This window comes from Natrinema halophilum (genome assembly GCF_013402815.2).
GTDB classification, from domain to species: Archaea; Halobacteriota; Halobacteria; order Halobacteriales; family Natrialbaceae; genus Natrinema; species Natrinema halophilum.
Window position 1 is genome coordinate 2530810 of record NZ_CP058601.1, and the last position, 21418, is coordinate 2552227.

Below are 21418 nucleotides of genomic sequence, written 5' to 3' on the forward strand. Positions count from 1 at the left end.
TCGAAAACCATGCGAGCTCGGCTTCGAATTCGCAGAAAATTCAGACGTCAAATCCCATATCGTCGTCACCGAAGAGCAGATCGAGTTCGACAGTTTTCCGTGTGATCGTTTCTCGGGTATCAGTGTCGATGACTTCAAACTGAGCTGAACGTTCTCCGGAAATCGCACCCTGTTTGAGTCTTACCCGTCCTCTATTGGCTCCAGGCGATATTTCTATCGAAACAGGGTCCGCAACTGGCTCGTCGTCGATGTTCGCACGGACCTCTAGGGTCGGTGCTGAGTCGAATGCCACTTGCCCGCTTTTGGCCTCGATCTCGACAGGAAGTATCGAGTTCGTAATCGGGTCGGGAATCGAGACGTCGTAACTGATTGATGCACTTTTCTCGATTTCGCCTGTGGTCACCGTCAGACACGGGACGAGGAGCTCCTGGAGCGAAATCCCTCCGTGGAAATACCGCATATTACCGCCTTGAGCCTTGAAACACGCGACGCTTCGGGGGAACAGTAGCCGGAGTTCGGGAGCGTTGATGTCGAGGTCGGACAGCGCCTGGTGGTCGATCTCGATGAATTCATCCGTATCGACGAGTGGGGCATCGCCATCGGCAACCGCAAACCGTCGTTTGACGACGGGAGCGATGTCGGGGGCTTCGACCTTTAGGTCATCTGACAACCGGTCCGTATAGAGGAATCCGTGATCGCTCGTGATGACGAACCGGGTGTATCCTGCTTGCTTCAGTCGCTGGACTGTTCGCTCGACATCGTCGACGTGGGAGGCAACCTGGCTAAAGGCGGCGTCGTCGTCGAGGCTTTCGCCGAGCTTGTCTATCGTTCCAGAGTAGACGATACGAGGAATGGGGTCCGACTCAGTCAGGTCCTCCAACGGGATATTGCTCACCTCGTCCATGTCACCCACTTCGAAGCCGGCGGCACCGAGTCGTTCGTCGCGGTCTGTTTTCCCGGCCATCACCTCACCGCCACTGGTTACGACGAGGTCGTCGTTTTCGAGTGAGAGCCCCAGTTCGCCAGGGAGATGTGCAGCCATCCCAACCTCGGTGATGGAGGGCAACGCCGCGCTGACCGCACGTAGGTCCTGCTCGAAGTCAGTTCGTCGACCGAGATTTCGTTTGATTGCCTCCGCGAGCTCGTAGCGGAGCCCGTCACAGACGATGATCGCAGTGCCGCGTTCGAGGTCCGCAAATTCCTCGTAGAACGAAGTCGCCGGCATCCCGAGGGTCGGATCGTCACTCAGAACGTCCGCGAGCGGGCGGTTGATTCCCTGGAGAAAGGACATATACTGTTGGGTGACCCGTTGTTTCACCGTGGTTTCGCTCGGATAGGGGACCGTGGCTTTCCGAGTAGCGTTGATGTAGCGTCGATAGGCCGCGTCGACCTGCCACCAGCCGCCATCACTCGTGTACCGCTGGGCCAGTTCCGCCGACGAGAGCGTCGTGGCTTCGTCGGCGTCGATGGTTCCGATCTGCTGGAGAGTTTCGACCGCCAGAACGGGAACCGACCAATCGACGAGGTCCTCGTTGCTCCAGAAGCTATCCTGTCGTTCCGTGACTGTTCGTTGGAGGTCCGCCGCGATATCGGGGAGATCGGCGTACGTCTCTTCAGCGAGGCGTTCCATCACGAGCTGAATGAGACCCACGTCCACGCCCTTGAACGCCGTGGCGTCCCAGTGAATCCGGTCAGAATCGATTACGGCCGCAGCGAGGTCGTAGTCCGCTTCGATCGTTCGTGCGTAGCGCGTGAACTCGGCAGGGGCATATTGCTGCCACTCATCGCAAAACGCCGCCACAGCCTGGGTATCGTCCGCTGCGAGTTCGTCGTACCGGGTCGTCGGTGCTCGGTTTGCCACCTCACCGAAGAGGATCTGTGTCGCGAGTTCTTTCGGGTCGAGTCCGGCGTCAATCCCATACTCTTCACGTAACTGTGCGTCCCATGCATCGGCCATCGCATTGTCCTCGATCCGCTCACGATATGCTTCGGGAGCAGCGAGATAGGTTCGAACCCAGTCGTCGGTCGCAGGCCCGGCAGTATCGAAGAGAACACAGAAGAACGCAAGTCGCTGATACTCGCGGTTCTGTCCCCAGTCCTCGTACGCGTCGGGGATCTCTTCGTCGTGTTCGACGAGAAACTGAGTTACCGGCGTGTCGTCGATATTCTGGCCGACGCGATACTGGTGACCGAGTGCGTGAACGTCACGGAACCACTCGGCGTCGTTCCGAGATTCGGGGATGTAAAATAGCCAGTTCTTCGAGTAGTTCGGGTCCTCATCACGGAGTCGGCGTTTCAACTCGAGGTAACTGCCGTCGTAGCGTGCGAGTATAACATCATCGAGTGCTCCGTCGACTTCGTCGAGGACGCCCGTGTACTTCTCCTGGGCGTCGTACCACACCCAGATCGGGTGTCGGTCGAATTTCTGCCGAAGTTCCGTAACGATGCTATCCGCAAGATCTCCCATTAAAACCCCTTTTTTATGATAGGCTGAAGGTTGTTTCGGGTGAGCCCCGATCCGTCCGTCGCTTGCAATTCGCTTTCGAATTGTACCAGAGCACCCTCTTCTTCCACGTCGCCGGTCACAGTGGCAGTCTCGAATATCTGCATAGATTACTGTCTGTCCCAAATCAGTCGTCCTTGCTGAATGATTATTTCTGGAACAGGAAGTTCGAACACGGACCGACGCGGCCTCATCGAGAGTAACTGGATTTCAGTTTGGGAAGCCCCGTTTCCAACACTTCGTATTGATCCCACTCTTTGATGTTCTCCCAGATTCCCTTCTCGATATCCACTGTCAGCCCGTCATCAATCATCTCATCGATAGTGTCGCGAAATTCCCTCACGTCCGCAAGGTCGTTCCGAACGGTCTCCTTCCGCTGAAGGAGTTCTTTTTCTGGATCGTCACCGGTTATCTGGCTGTTCAGGGTTTCGAGTTCATTTTCGAGTTTCTCGATACGGGAATCCAGATATCGTCCTCGTAGCTTTGGCAACGTGTTGGTATCTATCCCGTGATAATAAACAAGACAACTAAATGCCCCTTCAGGACTTTCTAATTGCCAATAAAGTGGATTTCGTTGGCCACGTCGTTTATATTCATCCACGTGATGATATCTGAAGAAACGGTCTCGGAGCCACGAGATCGGGTCTCGACCGAGGCTATCTGTCAACTGTTCGTTGATAGTTGCGGGGGCAGGAAACGTCTCATCGATCACGTTCTCGACGAGACGCGCGGGCGAATCGGAATCAGCGCCAAACACGAGAATCTCGTTCGACGTCGCCTTCTGACTGGGATCGGGTTCCCATCGCCCGAAGATCTTGCCAACGATGAACGAGAGTACTCTACCGGCTGCGCGTTCTTTCTCTGCCTCCGTGTAGAGTTCGTGGTTTTCTCTGAGAGCGGCTATCGTCAATGGGGATAGTTCGGTTTCGAGGGCGAGTTCACGAAGGTCCATTTCGTCGGACTCTTTAATCGTTGCGACTGCTTTTTTACGATCGGCGGGATCCAGTTGCTCAACAGTTAGACGATCGTTGAATTCGTCGCACGAAGAGCTATAATCACTCTGTGTGAGAGGATAGTGGGCAACGTTTTTCGGGAGGTCAGAATACATCTGTTCCTGCGTGTCACGTGATATATCGTACTCGTCGAATAAGATGGAATCAACAAGCCCGTGGGCGGTGAGGATTTTTGCTTTGCAAGCGTCCTCAAATCGACAAAGGTCCAATACACCGGATTCGCATACGTCAACGAAAAATTCAGGACTGTAGTCGGCGCTCGTCTCAGTTACTTTGGAAAGCCGTCGTCGCTGGTCGATTCCGACGTTCACGAGGGCCTCGATCGCATCTCTATACTGTAACTTGTTCTTGATCGGGAGGCGTTTTCCGTCACCAACTTCGAAGTGAAGACCGGGATTGAGCCCATTTGCAATAAATCGATGGATCGTCGAGTTCAGATGTGCGAGAATGATTTCTGCGGTATACTCCTCGGAAGACACGAAGTGTGAGGTATGGCCGAAGATCATATCCTCGGTGTGTAATCGTCCAACCAGATAATTCCCGAATCCTCGGAACGAGGCACCCCGTTCGAAATAATGATCTTCGTTCCGGAAATTCGCACCCGCCTCTCTAACGACTTCCCCTGAGTTCTCCCAGTCCAGATAGTCCGCAGCATAATCGTAATAGACTGAATTTGTTCCACTCATCTGGTAACGGACGTATCTCTCACCGATACTTGAAGTCGGAATCTCCCACCACTTTCGGACGAATTGCTCATCGTCCGCCGTCGATAGGCCTTGTTTGACTTCGCAACGATCTCCGAAGTTAGAATGTTCGACGAACAGATCAAGAACTTCCTTTCCGAAGCGATACAGGAACGGAGTGCGATCAATCTCAGCGAACGTTTCCTGATCGATTGTAAATATTTGATCGTTCTCCTCACCTTGTCGACACGACCTCGTGATGCGGTTGGCAGCCGCTGGTTTCTTATCTGCTTCAACGATTCGTAAATACCGCGACGGAAGCGGAGATTCGTCCGCAATCGGCCGCATGATCGATGCGATATTCATATAAGCTTGATCTCGATTGCTTATATGTAAGTGATCAGTTAGATTTGCGTCTGATATGAGGGCGGATCGGAATCCACGGAAATAGTACTGATACATGAACGTCTCAGGCGTAATCATCGATACATACCCGTCCTCCTTCGCAAAATTCAGGCATCTCTCGATGAACGCTCCGTAGGCGTCTACTTTCGCAGCGTAGTTTGATCGGATGAATTCTTTTAGATTTTCACCCATTTTTTTGCTCTGGAGATATGGAGGATTACTGACAATAACATCGTACTGTTCGTGAAGGACATCGAGTAGCTGTACAGTCTTTCCGACTTCAGTCGCGAACATCTCCTCAACAAGGTCGTCCTGCTCTAACGCTGCGTCTGCTACTTCCCTCACATTCTCGACTAACCGAACCTTGAGTTCCTCCCAGGTTTCTTCCTTCCCACCGGACACGAACGTCGATTGGGCGGTGATCTCTCCCTCAGGTGTAAATTGGGTCTGCCCCTTCGATTCGAACGTGTCTCGATGTTCGTCGACGATTTGGTCGATAGGATCATCGATTTGAACGAGACTTCCCCACTCTCGGATGTTATCAAAGCTCCGCCAGATCTGCTTGAGAATTTCTTCCTCGAGTTCAGAACGCGCCCTGTTCAACACTTCTTGCTTTCGATCCCCGTTAATCAACACGGCGTCCGCTGAGACGATGTTCAGTCGAGGAATAGTGACGTCAGGTGACCGTTCCTTCGCTTTGAGATACAGCGCTAAAGCGGCAATCTGTGCTGCACCGGAATCAATATCGATTCCATAGAGATTATTTCGAAGGATTTCTCTCGGGATATATTTCTCGGGTACTTCACCTTCCTCTAGATACATCTGATAGAGGACGTCGAACGCATAGAAGAGCAGATGGCCACTGCCACATGCAGGGTCGAGCACCGTAATCTCTTCAACAGGCTTCGTTTCCCGGTCGATTAGCGACTCTTCTAGCGGGGCGAGATAGAAACAATTCTCTTCGTCGTCGATATTCGTGTGGCCGCCTTGCATTTCGAGCCACGTCCGCCCGAGCGAGTTGTCAACCATCCATTCGACGATGTACCGGGGAGTGAACAGTTGCGTCTTCGTCGCAATGTCCGTTCCTGCGATTTTGTAGTTCTCGTCGTCGATGCGCTCGTCAATCTCCTCGCGTTCTTCCTCTCCGAAGTACTGGTACACCCAGCCCAGTGCTTCGTCGCTCTCCCAGGCTTCGTCGTCGATCGCATCTAGTTCGTCGAGTACCTCTTCTCGCACTTGTGCGTCGAGTTCGATAACGGTATGTTCGGATTCCTCGAAGATCATCCGAATCTCCGCGCCAATCTCCTGGTATGCGAGGTCGAGTGCAGCACCGAAACCGTCATCGGGCGCGTTAGTTAGTTCGCCGGCGATTTCGGCCACGGTGTGGTGCATATACGACCGATTGCCGTACTCCGGGCGCTCGGTGATGGTTTCCTCGACGAGTCCGCGAACTTCGATAGCTTTCAGCGCGACGAACCGGTTGAGGTAGGTCTTCGTGGCTTCGCGGACGTAATTGGTGATCGACCGCTCTACGTCGCCTTCCGTGGATTCGAGTTCCCGTTCGATGGCTGCGTCCAGCGTCCGGCGAGTGTGGATTTCCTCGTCAGAGAGATGCGTCAGGGTGTCAATCGAGAGGCGCTCCTTCTCGTAGATGCCGTACTTTTCGAACTGTCGGCGAAGCTCATCTTCGAGTGCGTGACGTGTGCGGAGGATGGTGCTTCGAATAGTCGACCGCTGCTCCGACGAGAGACCGGGTTGACCGTGTGTTGTGGACATTGATAGTAAAAGGGGCATACTGCCACGATACGGGCGGGACGGCAGTACGTCGTTTCCTGGTTCCCTCCCGCGATGACATACCACCGACAAGCAGTTAGCGTGTCTTATATTTGTGGGGATACGACGTCGGCACCGTTCAGATACGGTCCGAAAGACGAGACAAACGAAATTCGTGGTATCTATCTTCGAGCAGCGAACGAATCTCCCCGCTGTTTACGGCATAGAGGACGTCACTAGACCTCCAGGCGATCCGCTTTGATCCATCGCTGAGCAACGTATACGTCGACTGTTCTCGACCACAATCGGACGTCACTACCAGCGGAGGTGAAGCCGCGAGGGTGGCGTGACGAACGGCAGCGGTTGCCTACCGGAAGCGTATCTCGACGTCACTCTCCTGATCGAGAAGTCCCTCGATCTCTGCTCGGAGATCAGAGATCGGCTTCTCGAGGTCACTCGGGTCAGTAACGACGACGTTTCCGAAAATGGCGTCGATATCCACGCTCTCGCGGACCGTTCCCTCGTCGGCAGCATCATCGAGGTCGTCGATTTCGGTTTTCGCACTGACCTCGTACGCGTCGACGGTCTGGATGTGTTCGATGAGGCGAGTGAGCGAGGGATTCGGGTTGATGTGGTCTTCGTTCGAGATGTCCAGGTCGACCGATCCGTCGCCCTGTCGTTCCGTCAGGTCCGCCAGCGCCGAGTTGAGATCCGTCTCGTCGATGTCGGAACCGGCATACGCTGTGACCGTGTCGATGGAGTCGCTGTATGTTTCGTGGCGCCTCTCGTACAGAGATTCGTACGTCGCGGTAAAAGCTTCTGCTGCGGTTCGATAATCCGTCTTGACGTTGTTCCACTGGTTGACGACGCCTTCGGTGTCAAGCGTGTTCGCGACGCGGAAAGCGGCGTCGCGGGCCTCGTCACTGACGGCGACGAGTCCGGAGTGGTCGTCTGCTTCGTCGACGAGAGATTCCCACTCGGTCGTAATGAATCGCTGTATCGTCTCGTACTCTTTCAGGCGGTTTTCACCGCCGGTCTCGCCACAGAACTCGGCGACGTCTTTCGCGGTCTTCGTTAGATCTTCGAGTTCGTTCTCGAACTCGACGAATTTCTTGATCCGCTTGGCCGACGTGGGTTGCTCGAGAAGGTTGTTGAGCCGGGTCTGGAACTGCTCGACGTCGTCACTCAGCGGGAAGTCGACCCGCCTGAGTTGGGAGAGAAGAGTGCTGGTAGTCGAGACCCACCGGTTTGCTTCCGTTCGAACGCCTTCGTCGACTGCTTGGTCTGTCGATTTAACTTTGCGATCAAACAGCCGGTCGAGGAGTTGCTTGGCGTCCGTCCGTGTGTCGACATCGACGGTTTCGCGCTCGTCGAACGAGGTTGATTTGAACTTCGTGACCTGGGTAAACAGCTCCTGTGCGCCGTCCTCTGTGTACGTTCCGTACGTCCGTTCCTTGTAGGTCGGGATGATGGAACCGTTTCGGAAGAGGACCGCAGCGGCGAGTCTGACGACCTCTCGGTTCCACCCGTACGGCGGTTCGGCGAAGTGGTCGATCAGGTCACTTCCGGTCCGTGATTTACCGGCGTTCTCGCGGCGCTGGATCGCGTCTTCGACTTCCGAGGCGATGCGGGCTTCGGCGATGAGCTCGCCATTCTGGACGATACCGAGTTCGGAGAAGACCGACGGGTTCGACGAGCCCTGCAGGTCACCGAATAGTTGCTCGAGGTGTCGGTCTCTGACGGACGCGGAGCCGTGTTTGAAGCTGGGAAAGACCTTCGGGATAGCATTGTCTGTCTTTCTGGACGCGAGCGACGATAGCGAGGTGCTCGTCGTATCGAACTCTTTTGCGTCGCCGTTGTAGATCAGGGTACCGCGTTGAAAGCTTCGTTTGAACTCGCGTTCGACCTCGTTGCGGAGACGCTGGAGATCCTTCTGCTTCTGGCCGAGAGCTTCCTGTTCCTCCTGGCTGAGTTCGGTGCCGCGTTTTTCCTTGACGACGGTGGTGATCTGATAGATGGACTTCAGCTTTTCGAAGATGACGTGTTGCTTCTCGTCGTCAGCGATCCAGTATAGCGTATCGTCCTCGCTGAAACTCTGCGTTTTCAGGCCGTCCGGGTCGAAGTCCTCGTATCGCTGGTAGATCGGGGAGTACGTTTTGAGGTCGATGTGGCCCTTCGAGGTGACTTCCTCGCCATCGATGCTCAGGTTCAACCGGAACGTTTTCCCTTCGTAGTTGACGCGTGACGTCTCATCGAGGATGTCGTTCAGGAACCGTTTGGAGGATCGGCGGACGTCGCCTGGGCCGACTTCGATGCCTTTGATTTCGTTCTCGAGTTCGCGCTCTGTCTCCCGAAGGAACCGATACCCTTCTTCGCTCCGGCCGACGTAACCGGCATCGACGAGGGCATCGAGCGTCGCTTCGACGGCATCCTCCAGTTGCTGCGTGGGTCCGAGTTCTGTCTGGAGTGACGTCGCGATGTTATCGGCCGTGTTCGGAATCCAGGAAAGTTGCTGGAGGAGGTAGAGCGATTTGAGAACGCGGCGTGCGATTTCCGGATCGGCGTCTTTCGGTCGGGCCTCACGGATCGATTTGACGTCACTGCTGGGGACGTCGTTACTGATCTCGTCGAAGATCATGTCCAGCGTAACGAGCGCCCCCAGTTCGTCGTTGTAGAGGTGGTCCTCGTCTTTGAGGACGCTCTGCGTGACGTCGATCAGTGTCCGTTCACTCCCCGCGAGTTGGTCGTCTGATCCCTTCCCCAGGGCCTTGAACATTTCCGGGAGGATATCGAGTTGGTACGGAAGGAAGGGATAACAGTCGGCGAAGTTCGCTCGAGTGATCGGTTTCAGACTTTGACTGGAATCGAGTTTGTATCTTGCAGACAGGATTCCTTCGTGTCGATCATACAGGTCGCCGATGATACCTCTGAGTTCGCCTTTCTTGCTGAGAACGCGGTCGCGGACGACCTTGTCGAGGTTCTCGGAGGTGAGGTCAAACCGGTGTGGGAAACGGTCGATGACTTTCGACTCCTCGGCTTCCTTCTCGAGGACGCCGGGAATGAGTTGTTGAAGTTGCTCCTGGGAGGTGACCCCGAGGAAGACCTTTCCCTTGCCTTTCTGCCCAAGCTCCTCGACGATACTCTGTAGCTCCAAGAGAAGTTGGCCATCGTCGCCGATGAACTGGGAGATTTCGTCGATAAATACGAAGTATCGACAGTTATTCCCGGTTTCTGCTTCCCGTCGTTCGACGTAATCGACTATTTCTTCGGCGAGCGTGGAGGCATTGAGTAAGACGTTCCTCTGGACGTCGTCGATTGCGCGGGCTGCGTCGTCTTCGTCGTCGAATTCGTCAGCGACCTCGACCAACGCAGTCTCCATATCCGACCGGACGAACATAGCGTCCTTGCGGGCTTCCGTCCAGTTTTTTCCGGTGTTCGTCTCGATAGCGTCGACGAACTCGTCGTACACGCCGCGCGATTCGAGTTCTTGTTCCATCTGCGCGACCCAGGGCATCGAGGCGTAGCCACGAGAAATGTTGAATTCGCGGTGGATGATTTCCGTAATGGATTCGCTCCCGGATGCGTCGGCTTTCGCGCCGATCTGAAACATCAATACCTCGGAGTCGAACTTCTGGGTGACAGATGAGACCGCTCCGTCGAGCATCTCGTTGCCCTCGATGCGATCCCGGAACATCTCGGCCGCGTACGTATCCTCGAACTCCCGGTTTTCGAGGATGTGCCCGAGGATTTTCATGTAGTGGCTTTTTCCCGAGCCAAAGAATCCGGAAACCCACATTCCGACGTCTTCCGTTTGTGCGTGTTCCGTATCGATGACGGACTCGAGAGCGTCTGAAAAGTGCCGTTCGAGCTGCGGGGTAAGAATGTACTCTTCGAGTTCTTTCTTAACGACGCTCGGATCGTCATTATCCACTTTAACGACCCGATCGATCTTCCGGTTGATCGGCCGGTAGAAGATCTCGTTAATCTGATGGGAGGTAGTAGTATCACTCATGTCCGATCACCCTTGCGCGGTAATACGTCCCTTCAGATTCATCGAGGAATCTTAAACTCTTGTCATCGACCGTCGCCGGATAACAGAATACGAGGGGCGTATCGCCCGGGGTATTCATCTCCAATTGACCCATCAGTGTAGAGGCGTTGGCAAACGGATACAGTATTCCCATCCGGTAGACGATCACTGTATCGGCGTCTTCTGCCTGCGCTGCGATGGCCGACGCTAACTGACCCATCCCACCGTCATCCAGCAGCGACGATTTCAACCCGTCGAGTAACTGGTCTCGATTCCGGCGTTCGAGATCGATCACGTTCTCCAAAATACCGCGTTCTTCGAGAATGCTGAAAACCAGTTCGCGCATGTCGATTCCCGCGACGGTTTGGTCGTGATACTCCAGTTTCTCGATAAGGTTTCGAACCTCTTCATCGACTTCGAGTTCGTCACTAGGGTCGTAGGTGAAGACGATGAAGGGGACCCCAGCGCGCTTTCCGACTTCGTCTCTATCATCTCTGACAAGTCGTTCGACTTCTTCGAGACGTGTTTGAAAGTCAGAAAGCATCTATTAGATCCACTATGCTGTCATGCTTTGTAATTAGTCGTTCTGTCGATCCACGTTTCTCGTAGCTTACGTACTGGGGTGAGATATCTCGGATCCGCCGCTGAACTTCGGATTCATTCATCAGGAATAACTTCCAGTCGTCGTGTTCGATGACAGCTGATGCGGACTTCGCTCCCTTCTGGAAGAGCCGGTAGACGACGTACGCGACTGCCTCGTCGGGAACGTAAGTGACCGCGAACTTCTTGCGTTGAGTGCCTTCCAGGAGCCCGTAGTTCCGGAGCGCGGTGAGGTACTTCGTGGCGGCCTCGTTTATGGTCGACTCGGACCGGTCACGCAGGTCAGCGTAGTCATCTTGAATGGATTCGATGAACGTGACGATGTCCGTCGCTTGAACAGCGAGGGTTCCCCGTTCGAATTCCGGGTAGAGGAAATCGAGTGTGACGAACCGGATGAACGGGTCCTGTGCGAATTCGTAGTAGAGACACCAGTCAGTCACGTCGCTTCGGACGTTGGCTGCCACGATCCGCATCAATGGCGTTTCCCTGTACGTCTCCTTGCTCGGGACGTGTCGACGCGTGACTTCACGGAGAATGTTCGTCCGATACTCCTCCGTATCCTTGTTGAGGATATTATCGTCAACGATCCGTTTCTCCAGTTCTTCGTACGATTTACACTCCACGTATGTGCGCAGAATCCGCTTTGTCTCGTCGATATACGAACTGTGATGGGCGATTTTGGGATCAAGACTCACTTGTTCTGAGTCCTCGCTTTCCTCCGATCCGACATATTCATTGCTCATATAGATCCCTCATGCGAGTTCCGAGTCGAACTCTGACTTGAGGGGATAGTATGGGACGACGAGTCGATCAGTGCTGTATCCATACCCGGACAAGAGAGTTACAAGCAACCGCCACTTTTCAGCCTCGATTTCAGACTGCGTGTATCCATCGTCGTCGATGCAAACGGACCCACCTGTATCTGGTTCTGAGAGGGAATGCGAATCAACTGTGACGTTTGAGCCGGTTTGTTCGAGAACATCATCTGTCCATCCGTTATCGAGCGCCCGAACGGAGAGATTCTCCAGCGCCTCTAAAGAGAGGCTAGCAGGTGCTTCGATTTCTTCGATAGCGGCCGTCAATCGGGATTCAACTTGTGGACCGAGTGAAAACAGAGAAATGACATCTGCTGATAGCCGGTCTGCTTCTGCTTTCTGTCCTACTTTCGCTGCGAGAGTGATACGGGATTGCAGTTGCGTTTTTGGCGTTACCTCCTCGAGTCGTGCACGCCCGGTTTCGGACAGGATCCGTGAGTCCCACCAGCCCTGGTTATTCGATTCACCCACGCGTTCTATTAGCAAGCGCGAAGTGATAAGATCCAGAAAGAACTCATCTTCAACGCCTGCTTCGTGGAGGGTTTGCCTCGTCGAGACAAATGCCTCGACGAGATCGGTTGCAGTCATATCTACATCCACAGGAGGGGGTGGCTTAGAACCAACGCCTCTCGTTTCTGGAGCGCAGACTGTGCGTTGAGCACATCGCGGGTTCAATACCGTCCGACGGGTATGAAATGGTTACCCGGTCGTCCGGTATGATTCGTTGAACGACATCGACGATATTCGCTCGGTATAGAAAGCCACAACCAACATCGGCGATGCCAAAACCGATCGTCGAAACGAACTCCTGATCCCTGTTGCACTAACAGCGTTCTCCCGCCACTACGAGCAAGCCAATTCAGAACTCTCACACCGTGTCTGACAACTGGCCGCCGACCGTCTCTGTGAACGTGATGTCGGTCCCAGAGAATTTGATGGCCCACCGGGCAACGACACCTGTTTCGACGGCGATCCACTCGAGTTGACCGTCCTGAGTAAAGTACCACAGGTCAGGTGATCCGTGAGCTTTCGCTGTACTCTTTAGATCACCAACCGGACCTTGTTCGACACGTGACTCGAGGATGTCGATGTGGTATTTGCGGAACTGAATCTGCAAATTGCCATAGTAGTGCACTCGGAGATCTCAGTCGCCACGCGAGAGCCACTCAACGTGCTGGTGTGTGGATCTGTTGGATCGGTTGCCGTCCCGTTCACCGGGATCACTGTACGGACCTGCACCGAAACGTCGGAACCTGGTTCAACCGGGACCCCGTCTCGAATCTCGAGGGGTTTGTCGTCGACGGTCCGTGACTGATCGGGTTGCAGGGCCCGAGCCTCGTCGAGCCCTACGCAGGTCGTGTTCGACGACCAGGACTCCTCAATGGGCTCGAGGACCTCGCGAATAAAGCGAAGCCGTTCCTTGATCGTCAGCCCCGGCCATCCTGGAATCCTGTCATCGATCAACTCGAGATCGTAGACGCCGACGTAGACGTTCGTCTCGGCTGTCGCTTGGGCGTGAACCTGGGTCATGAGTCGAACTCACTCTGATCCCACCCCTTCCCAGGGGTATCGTAGGTGAGAACTGGATTGTCAACGGTGGTTTCAGAGACGGAGTCACTGGAAATGGCTGTCTCGGATACCCGCCGAATGAGCGTGCTTTCGATTGTCGGTTCGCGTTCCTCCTCGAGGCTCTCGAGGCGCTTTTCGTGGCCTCGGGTCCGGACGGTGACGTGCTCGTCGCTGTTTGTTCTGAATGTCTTGGAGTAGTCCGAGGAACTCTAACTCCCGCTGTCTCTCTACCCAGGTTGGTATGGGTTAGTCGCGGTGTCCAGACGATAGACGTCAGCAGCTACATCGAAGTCATCGTCGAACGCGTAGAGGTAGCTGAGATCTTCCGTTTGCATGTACGCAACTATAGCAGCGTCGACCAACGAGAACCGCTCGTACTGCCGGAAGAGCGCTTTCGCCGTGGCGAACGTGTCCGCAGTCAGGGAATCAATATGGAATCGGGTATTCTCCTCTATCCGATCAAGAAAGTCGACAGCGGCATCGTGCCCTGCATGCGTCGTCAGACCGTTTAGCGTTTCGGTGAGGACGTAATCGAGAATCACCGCTTCAGGAAAATCGCCGGTGTCGACCCCCATGAGGATAGGAAGGGCGTCATCGTGCGCACCATCACGGCGGTAGACCGCTGCGAAGAGGACACTCGTATCGACGAGTACGCGCTGCATCTATTCGACGTCAACGCCCCACGTGTCGTGCTCGGTCGTAACCTCTGTCTCTTGGTCGCCGTCGTAACCGTTGAAGTTGCTGAACGTGCCGTTCCGTTGTTGAACGACCTGAACGCGGAGCGTGCCGTCGTCCTCAATGTGCCAGCGGAGTTTGTCACCGTCGTCGATATCGAGTTCCTGACGGATACGGGCGGGGATGTTCGCTTGATTTCCCGAAACCTTGCTCTCGGAGTCAACACTCTCACTACTCATACATGGGACTAGAGGGCCCTGCCTCTATAAACCCTAGTGTGGGCGCACACTAACACGAGGAACTCGAGAGCCTGGTGGCTCAAATCGTGGCTAAATCCTGAATCGTCAGCTCCGTATGTAACCCATTCCGTCCGGCGTCGTCGGTCCCGGTGCGTTCGATGACAATGTGCTCGCCCTCGACGAGGATTTCAGGGAACGAGACGTCGACGACGTCGCCCGGCGTAAACTGATGTGCTCGCAGCGATCGAGCACGACAGGAGACCGTCTCGTCGGAGTACGCTGAGTGACGACGGTTCGCTTCCGCGACGTCTCGTGCAGCGTCGAAACTCGAGAGGATCGTCTTTTTCTCACGTGCTTGCCGGAGTCGATACCTCTCGATCGACTCAGATTCGTCGACGCGAACGTTGATCGGATAGGGATAGTGGGTCCGAAAGATCGGATTCCCGTCGACGTCGACGCCGATCTCCTGACCTGACTGCCCGCCCGATGTGATCACCAGCCACGGATCATGGGGGAGCGGTTCGTGCGTGGACCGGAAACGATCCCGCCACCCGCCAGCAGCGAGGAATTCTGCGCTGGTTCGATCTGAGACGATGTGCTTGGTCGTATCCGTCGGGTCTCGAGGTCCAGTACCTTCCAGGTTCGGAGCCTGAACACCGACAGTAAGGTCCTCACCTGACCCTGTGCTCCGTATCCAAAGATCGGCTCGAGTGAGACGATTTCGATCGGTATCCAGCTGGTAGGTGAGCAGACTATCCTCGGTTACGGTCACGTAGCTCTCGAGATTCGTCTCGTCGTTGATCTGGTCATCCTCGATTCCCGTTCCACCGTCGATCCGCCAGTCGTTGACGATCTCGGTATCATCAGGTTCGACAGACGCCTCGCCATAGACGTCGTCCCAGCCAAGCGTGTGCTTGACCGGAATATCCTCGTATGGGCGATAGACCAGACTCGTCCCCTTCGACGCCATCAACGCGTTGGCAGTCTCCGCGAGATCCGCGCAGATCTCCGTGAGGTCGCGACCATTGAATTCTCGATCGGTCCGTGTGCCGACGTCATCAATCATCGATCGGTCGGTCTCTGGTGCATGATTCCGAAGGAGTTGATTGACGATCGCATCCGGAGTGCCGGAGATCAGTGTATTCTCGAACGCGTCTGTTGCGATCCGATTCGACAGCGTCTCGAATACAAAGTCGGTCGCATCGAACGATATCGTGACGCGTCCGCTACCGTGACTCGAACGGGCGGGTGAGTGCGCCCACCCAGTCCAGCGGCGTCCGGTGTGGATATCCGGTCCATCGTCGACGCTGGAACCATCTCTATCCTCGAGGCGTAAGGCACCCAGAATTCGATCCGGTCACCGGACGTGATTTCCCCGACGTAACTCTCCGACGTCCCGACTGCCGTGTCTTTGATCGCGACCGACGCCTTGTCTTTCCACTCCTGGATCCGTCGGGTGATCTCGATTGCCGAGTCCTCGACGGTGGTCAGATCCTCGCCGGGGATGATTAGATCCGCATTATCACGATTGGTACTGCTGTTTCCGACCGTGAACACTCGGAGCTCGGTCGGAAACTCGTCGGTATGGATCAGTGTGAGATTCATTACAACGACTCAGTTGAAACCCTCAACGGCTGACAGAACACGGGTGCTGAATACAGAGGCTTCAAAAGACGGAGTTCTGTAGGCGTACCCCGTTAAGGTGGAAACGCTGGGAGATTGGCCACGAATGCAGAGGGAAGTCAGGTCGTCAATTACCCATAGAATTGGCCAAGGGTCGCAAAAACCCACACGAGAACGTGTGCACCGACAACGGGCACAAGCGTCCTTCGACGGAGATAGACAACAGTCAGAACGGCAGCAACGAGAGCGGTTTGAATAAGGGTCCCAATTGGCCAATTCATAGCGTGTGCCGCCGTGAACACCACCCACGTGACTCCACCGGCAACGAGTGGGCTTTCAGTGTACGCAAGCAGTCGTTCGATAGGATATCCTCGGTACAAAATTTCCTCAACGATCCCGGTTGTTACCGAACGAGCGAGCGCTACGCCGATTCCAGCTCCTGCACCCATCGCGCCAGCCCCCTCACTCACCGGGAGTCCGACGGACTCGATGAGTGGTCCCGTCCCAATGTATATGAGCAGAATAGCGATGGACGTGACGAGAATGTATCCGAGATCGACGAGGGCAGGTTGCCGGAAGCCAAGGTCGGCTAGTGATAGGCCCTCACCCCTCACCGCAATCCCGAGAACGATGAGTGCCAGTGCCCAGTAGACAACGGTAGCAGTGATCGGAGAAACATCAGTATTGGTCATATTCAAGATGATGATGAATATGGGTAATCCGAGAAGGGCGAGCGCCATATTCACGAGAGTAAGTGGAGGAAGGCGGGCGATAGCGGACACTGGGCTGGATATCTCTCTTCCCACATATTTATCCCGTGGTTTTATATTATTAAAATTAACCATATCTGTTCTAAGCGCTCTGAATGAGTGCGTCTGCACCACCAACTTGTGACCGATTCGTGCTGTCTCTTCAACGCGCCAAGTGAGACCGTTTCACTTCTTAATTATTACAACAAGGCCACCACAACCCAGACAACACCTCGTCTTTCAGCCCTCGCATAGCCTCGCAGCCTTCGCGGGACGAACTGGCCTCGATCCTATCAACGTGAATCGTCGTCCCGTCCCCGAGTTCCTCGAGACGCTTCGTCTCGGCAGGATTCAGTGCTCGCTCGCCGGCGTGGGCCTGGGCGAGACCGCCGGACTCGATGTATCCTCCAGTGTCCAGTTGGAAGCGAGAATGAGCCGGCGCAGATTCGTTTGCCGGCGATCTTCGTCCTCGGAATCGTGATCGATGACGGGATCACCGGGTTGAAGGATGCGCTTGAGACTGCCCCTGTCCGGTTCTCTGTGAACCGAATTGTGACGCGGATGATAGCGATCGCTATTGAGGATGGGTTGTTGACCGCAGTGGAAGCACGCGAGCCGTTCGATGCTAGTCGATTTTCGGTCTTGAAGCGACGTTGTCACTCCACTGGACGAGATCGCGGAGATGGTTCTGGTAGTCGAGTTGCTCCTTCTCATTCAGTTCTACGGCAGAAGGCTTCGGCACCGCTGCGATTGATTGGACTGTCCCTTCGTCATCTTGCGATTTTCTGGTCACGGTGACGGTCTGTTGTACTTCGACGGCCTTCAGTCGATGATCTACAACCGCTACTCAAGCCCTGAAATCTGCCGCGAGAAACGCTGTAGAGCCAAGGGCCGGATTTGAACCGGCGATGGGCGGCTCTGCAGGCCGCTGCGTTCGGCCGGACTCTGCCACCTTGGCGCACTGGATGCTTGTTTCTGCGTTCGTTTAAGCATAGCGGTACGACGTAATCAGGACGTGCATTGCCGTCTCCGCCCGCCGGACTGCAATAGAGAAAACCCCCACGGCGACTGCCCGATGCAGTCGCTCCGTGGGGGTAATGGGTGGAGTATGAATGGTCGGCGGCGAAACGGGGTTCCCAGAGGGTCGCCCACTCCAGTACTGACCGTAACGCAGGCGAGCTTATCTTCCGTGTTCGGGATGGGTACGGGAGGTACCTCGCCGCTGTGGCCGCCGTAATGCCGATCAACGGATTCGAACCGTCGTAATACCAGTATCGGTCGTGGCGTCGTTGCCTATGGCGTCTGACCGTTGTGTACGTGTAGTCCAGTTTGCGTCCGGACCCGTTCTCGCGTCACGGATCCAATGCGTTATGTAGTTATGAGTGTGTGGCTCGATCAGTTAGTGCTCGCGGGCTCAACGCCTCGTTGCCTTGGCGCGTACACCCCGAGTCTATCGACCTCGTCTTCTACGAGTGATCTCAATGGTATCTCTTTTTCAGGTGGGTTTCGAGCTTAGATGCGTTCAGCTCTTACCCCGTGGTGCGTCGCTGCCCGGCACGTGCCCTCTCGGACAGCCGGTACACGAGTGGCACCCATTCGTAGTTCCTCTCGTACTATACGAACGTTCCCGTCAGATACCGTTACACCCCCAATAGATAGCAGCCGACCTGTCTCACGACGGTCTAAACCCAGCTCACGACCTCCTTTAATAGGCGAACAACCTCACCCTTGCCCGCTTCTGCACGGGCAGGATGGAGGGAACCGACATCGAGGTAGCAAGCCACCCGGTCGATATGTGCTCTTGCGGGTGACGACTCTGTTATCCCTAAGGTAGCTTTTCTGTCAGCAATTGGCCGCATCAAGCAGCCTAATTGGTTCGCTAGACCACGCTTTCGCGTCAGCGTCCGTCGTTGTGCCGGACACTGTCAGACTTCCTTTTGCTCTTGCGCTCTTCCCCGCGTCTCCGACACGGGTGAGGAAATCTTGGGGCGCGCCCGATATCTTTTCAGGCGCGTACCGCCCCAGTCAAACTGCCCGGCTACCAGTGTCCTCCGCCAGGAGTGAGAGTCGCAGTCACCATCGGGTAGTATTTCAATGCTGGCTCGGTGGCCCGCTAGCGCGGGTACCTGTGTAACGCCTCCTACCTATGCTGCACAATGGCGACCACGTCTCAGTGACAGCCTGCAGTAAAGCTCTATAGGGTCTTCGCTTCCCCTTGGGGGTCTCCAGACTCCGCACTGGAACGTACAGTTCACCGGGCCCAACGTTGGGACAGTGGCGCTCTCGTTGATCCATTCATGCAAGCCGCTACTGAAGCGGCAAGGTACTACGCTACCTTAAGAGGGTCATAGTTACCCCCGCCGTTAACAGGTCCTTCGTCCCCTTGTACGGGGTGTTCAGATACCTGCACTGGGCAGGATTCAGTGACCGTACGAGTCCTTGCGGATTTGCGGTCACCTATGTTGTTACTAGACAGTCGGAGCGCCCGAGTCACTGCGACCTGCCTCTTTCCGAGGCAGGCATCCCTTATTGCGAACGTACGGGACTAACTTGCCGAATTCCCTAACGTCGGTTGCTCCCGACAGACCTTGGCTTTCGCCGCCACGAGTACCTGTGTCGGATCTCGGTACGGACAGTGTGCTCGCCTTTTCACGGGCTCTAGGTTGACCTGACTTGCGCTATCTCGTCATTCGAACGCTTCGTGCCATTACGGCTTCCACGCTCTTCGACGATTCGACCGGGCGAAAACCCGGCTCAGGCGGCCCCAAAGCGTCGGCTTTGAGTGCACACTGGCATAGGAATATTAACCTATTTCCCTGTTGTCAGCTTCGACTTACGGGCTGACTTAGGACCGGCTAACCCTCAGCTGATCAGCATTGCTGAGGAACCCTTACTCGTTCGGCCGTCGGGGTTCTAACCCGACTAACGCTGCTACTATGACCAGGATTTTCGTTACTGAACGGTCCACACGATCTCTCGACCGTGCTTCCGCCCGAACAGAACGCCAACCTACAAGATTGCGGTCTGATCCGCACTGCTAGGTCTCGGTGGTGGATTTGAGCCCCGATCATTTTGGGCGCCTCAAACCTCGGCCGGTAAGCTGTTACGCTTTTCTTAGAGGGTAGCTGCTTCTAAGCTCACCTCCCGGCTGTCTAGGGCTTGAGACCACCTTCGATCGCACTTAATCCACACTTGGGGACCTTAACCCAGCTCTGGGTTGTCTCCCTCACGGTACACAGGCTTACCCCGCGCACCGGACTCCCTGCGTCAAACGACGTTCGTAGGTTCGGAGTTGGACAGGGGGGCACACTCCTCTCGGAGTGCGGTCCCCCAATCCGTTGCTCTACCCCACGAACTATCTCGGCAGAGGTCATGCTTCGACATGTTTCGGTTGGAACCAGCTGTTTCCGGACTCGATGGGCCTTTCACCCCTACACACAGATCACGAGAGGGTATTGTAGGACACCAACTCTAACAGGCCTCCACGTGCCTTTCGGCACGCTTCACCTTGTCCGTGCGTAGATCGTCCGGTTTCGGGTCGTGCCCGTTTGACTCCCCGCGCTTGAACACGGTGGTCCTGGTGCAAAGCACTGCGACCATATCGGTTTCCCTACGCCTTCCCCGATAATCGGGTTAGACTCGTCAAACAGGCACACTCCCTGGTTCGTTTTTCAAAACGTACGACAGAACACCGGCTTCCCAAACTTCCTACTGGTAGCTCGCGCTACGGTCGTTTTGTCCGGGACCTTCTATGCCCTGTCGCTCCATCGCCAACTGATTTCACGCCCTATTGCACCTCCCTTCGTGGGGTGCTTTTCAGCGTTCGCTCACGCTACTTGTTCGCTATCGGTCTTGAGGAGTGTTTAGTCTTCGCGGTCGATGCCCGCGATATTCACGAGGGATATCCAACCCCCGATACTCTGGAGCTGACTCGTTCTCTACTCGACGACAGTACGGGACTGTCACCCTGTTTCGTGCTCCGTTCCAGGAGACTTCGTGTCGCGTTTCAGGAAGTGATCGTCAGTCCGAACACCACATTGCCCGTGAAGGCTTCGGTTTGGACTGCGTCGCGTTCATTCGCCATTACTAACGACATCGCGTTTGCTTTCTTTTCCTGTCGGTACTAAGATGTTTCAATTCCCGACGTTCCCCATTGCGCGAAGCAATTGCGGTGGGGATTCCCATTCGGAGATCCTATGTTCTTTGCCTCCGTGCGGCTCCCATAGGCTTATCGCAGCTTGGCACGTCCTTCTTCAGCTCTCAAGCCGAGCGATCCACCAGCTGGCACAGTAGCCACGTTCATCGGATCGGCGTTGCGACAAAGTCGCAACATCGTGACCCGGGAACGGGTCCAGTGGACGCCTGGACTACACGTACACACGGTCTCATCTGCACGCCAGTAGACAGCTGGCCTGCATTAACCCTTCCCACCCGCACTTGCGCGGGGTGGTGCATCGGTTCGTTCGGATTCAATCGTCGGGCCGTCCCCCACTTAAGGGACACGATCCGAGATTTCCTCCGAGACATGGACCCACAGGGATTCGAACCCTGGGCATCCTCCTTGCAAAGGAGGCACTCTACCACTGAGCTATGGGCCCACGCCCGCCTCAGGAGAGGCGGGCAGGGAGTTGGGTGTTAGCCTCGGTAGTTCTAGGGTGCCCGATCGGCCAGTCGAGTGACTGTCTCGATCGAACGTGGGGTGCGGTTCGAAAACCGCGATCCGCAGTGAGCCAGGCGCGAC

General features: G+C 55.5%; 12 protein-coding genes, 2 tRNA genes and 2 rRNA genes. All 16 read right to left on the bottom strand.

Annotation, left to right across the window (positions count from 1 at the left end):
• Positions 1-40: 40 nt before the first annotated feature.
• The 16 genes from HYG82_RS33095 to HYG82_RS33170 all read right to left on the bottom strand — a co-directional run bounded on the left by HYG82_RS33095 (position 41) and on the right by HYG82_RS33170 (position 21275).
• Positions 41-2467: a PglZ domain-containing protein gene (locus tag HYG82_RS33095; RefSeq protein ID WP_179261301.1), complete on the bottom strand. Its 2427-nt coding sequence runs from the start codon at positions 2465-2467 to the stop codon at positions 41-43.
• Positions 2468-2693: 226 nt separating this feature from the next.
• Positions 2694-6380 carry a BREX-1 system adenine-specific DNA-methyltransferase PglX gene (pglX, locus tag HYG82_RS33100; protein WP_179261302.1) on the bottom strand — a complete coding sequence of 1229 codons (3687 nt, stop codon included), beginning with the start codon at positions 6378-6380 and terminating at the stop codon, positions 2694-2696.
• 364 nt (positions 6381-6744) lie between these two features.
• The gene (brxC, locus tag HYG82_RS33105; protein ID WP_179261303.1) at positions 6745-10389 is read right to left on the bottom strand and encodes a BREX system P-loop protein BrxC; all 3645 of its coding nucleotides are present in this window, start codon (positions 10387-10389) and stop codon (positions 6745-6747) included.
• Entirely contained in the window at positions 10382-10951 is a 570-nt protein-coding gene (locus HYG82_RS33110; protein WP_179261304.1) for a BREX protein BrxB domain-containing protein, read from the bottom strand. The genes brxC and HYG82_RS33110 overlap by 8 nt, the downstream gene beginning before the upstream one ends.
• The gene (locus tag HYG82_RS33115; protein WP_179261305.1) at positions 10941-11750 is read right to left on the bottom strand and encodes a BrxA family protein; all 810 of its coding nucleotides are present in this window, start codon (positions 11748-11750) and stop codon (positions 10941-10943) included. Before HYG82_RS33115 ends, HYG82_RS33110 begins: the two co-directional genes overlap by 11 nt.
• A gap of 9 nt (positions 11751-11759) precedes the next feature.
• Positions 11760-12410, bottom strand: coding sequence for a BrxE family protein (locus tag HYG82_RS33120; protein WP_179261306.1), 651 nt, complete (start codon positions 12408-12410; stop codon positions 11760-11762).
• Positions 12411-12863: 453 nt separating this feature from the next.
• Complete coding sequence (locus HYG82_RS33125; protein ID WP_179261307.1) at positions 12864-13352, bottom strand: hypothetical protein; 489 nt, start codon at positions 13350-13352, stop codon at positions 12864-12866.
• A 266-nt stretch (positions 13353-13618) separates the two neighbouring features.
• Entirely contained in the window at positions 13619-14053 is a 435-nt protein-coding gene (locus HYG82_RS33130) for a type II toxin-antitoxin system VapC family toxin (protein WP_179261308.1), read from the bottom strand.
• Complete coding sequence (locus HYG82_RS33135) at positions 14054-14305, bottom strand: AbrB/MazE/SpoVT family DNA-binding domain-containing protein (protein WP_179261309.1); 252 nt, start codon at positions 14303-14305, stop codon at positions 14054-14056.
• A gap of 79 nt (positions 14306-14384) precedes the next feature.
• Positions 14385-15371, bottom strand: a complete 987-nt coding sequence (locus HYG82_RS33140) for a hypothetical protein (protein WP_179261310.1) — start codon at positions 15369-15371, stop codon at positions 14385-14387.
• A gap of 68 nt (positions 15372-15439) precedes the next feature.
• Positions 15440-15910 carry a hypothetical protein gene (locus HYG82_RS33145; protein ID WP_235217684.1) on the bottom strand — a complete coding sequence of 157 codons (471 nt, stop codon included), beginning with the start codon at positions 15908-15910 and terminating at the stop codon, positions 15440-15442.
• 149 nt (positions 15911-16059) lie between these two features.
• Positions 16060-16812, bottom strand: coding sequence for a CPBP family intramembrane glutamic endopeptidase (locus HYG82_RS33150; RefSeq protein WP_235217685.1), 753 nt, complete (start codon positions 16810-16812; stop codon positions 16060-16062).
• Between the two features lie 747 nt (positions 16813-17559).
• A tRNA-Cys gene (locus tag HYG82_RS33155) sits at positions 17560-17635 on the bottom strand.
• A gap of 156 nt (positions 17636-17791) precedes the next feature.
• Positions 17792-17913, bottom strand: a 5S ribosomal RNA gene (gene rrf / locus HYG82_RS33160).
• Between the two features lie 145 nt (positions 17914-18058).
• A 23S ribosomal RNA gene (locus HYG82_RS33165) occupies positions 18059-20979 on the bottom strand.
• Between the two features lie 224 nt (positions 20980-21203).
• Positions 21204-21275 (bottom strand) — tRNA-Ala (locus HYG82_RS33170).
• Between the last annotated feature and the right edge of the window lie 143 nt (positions 21276-21418).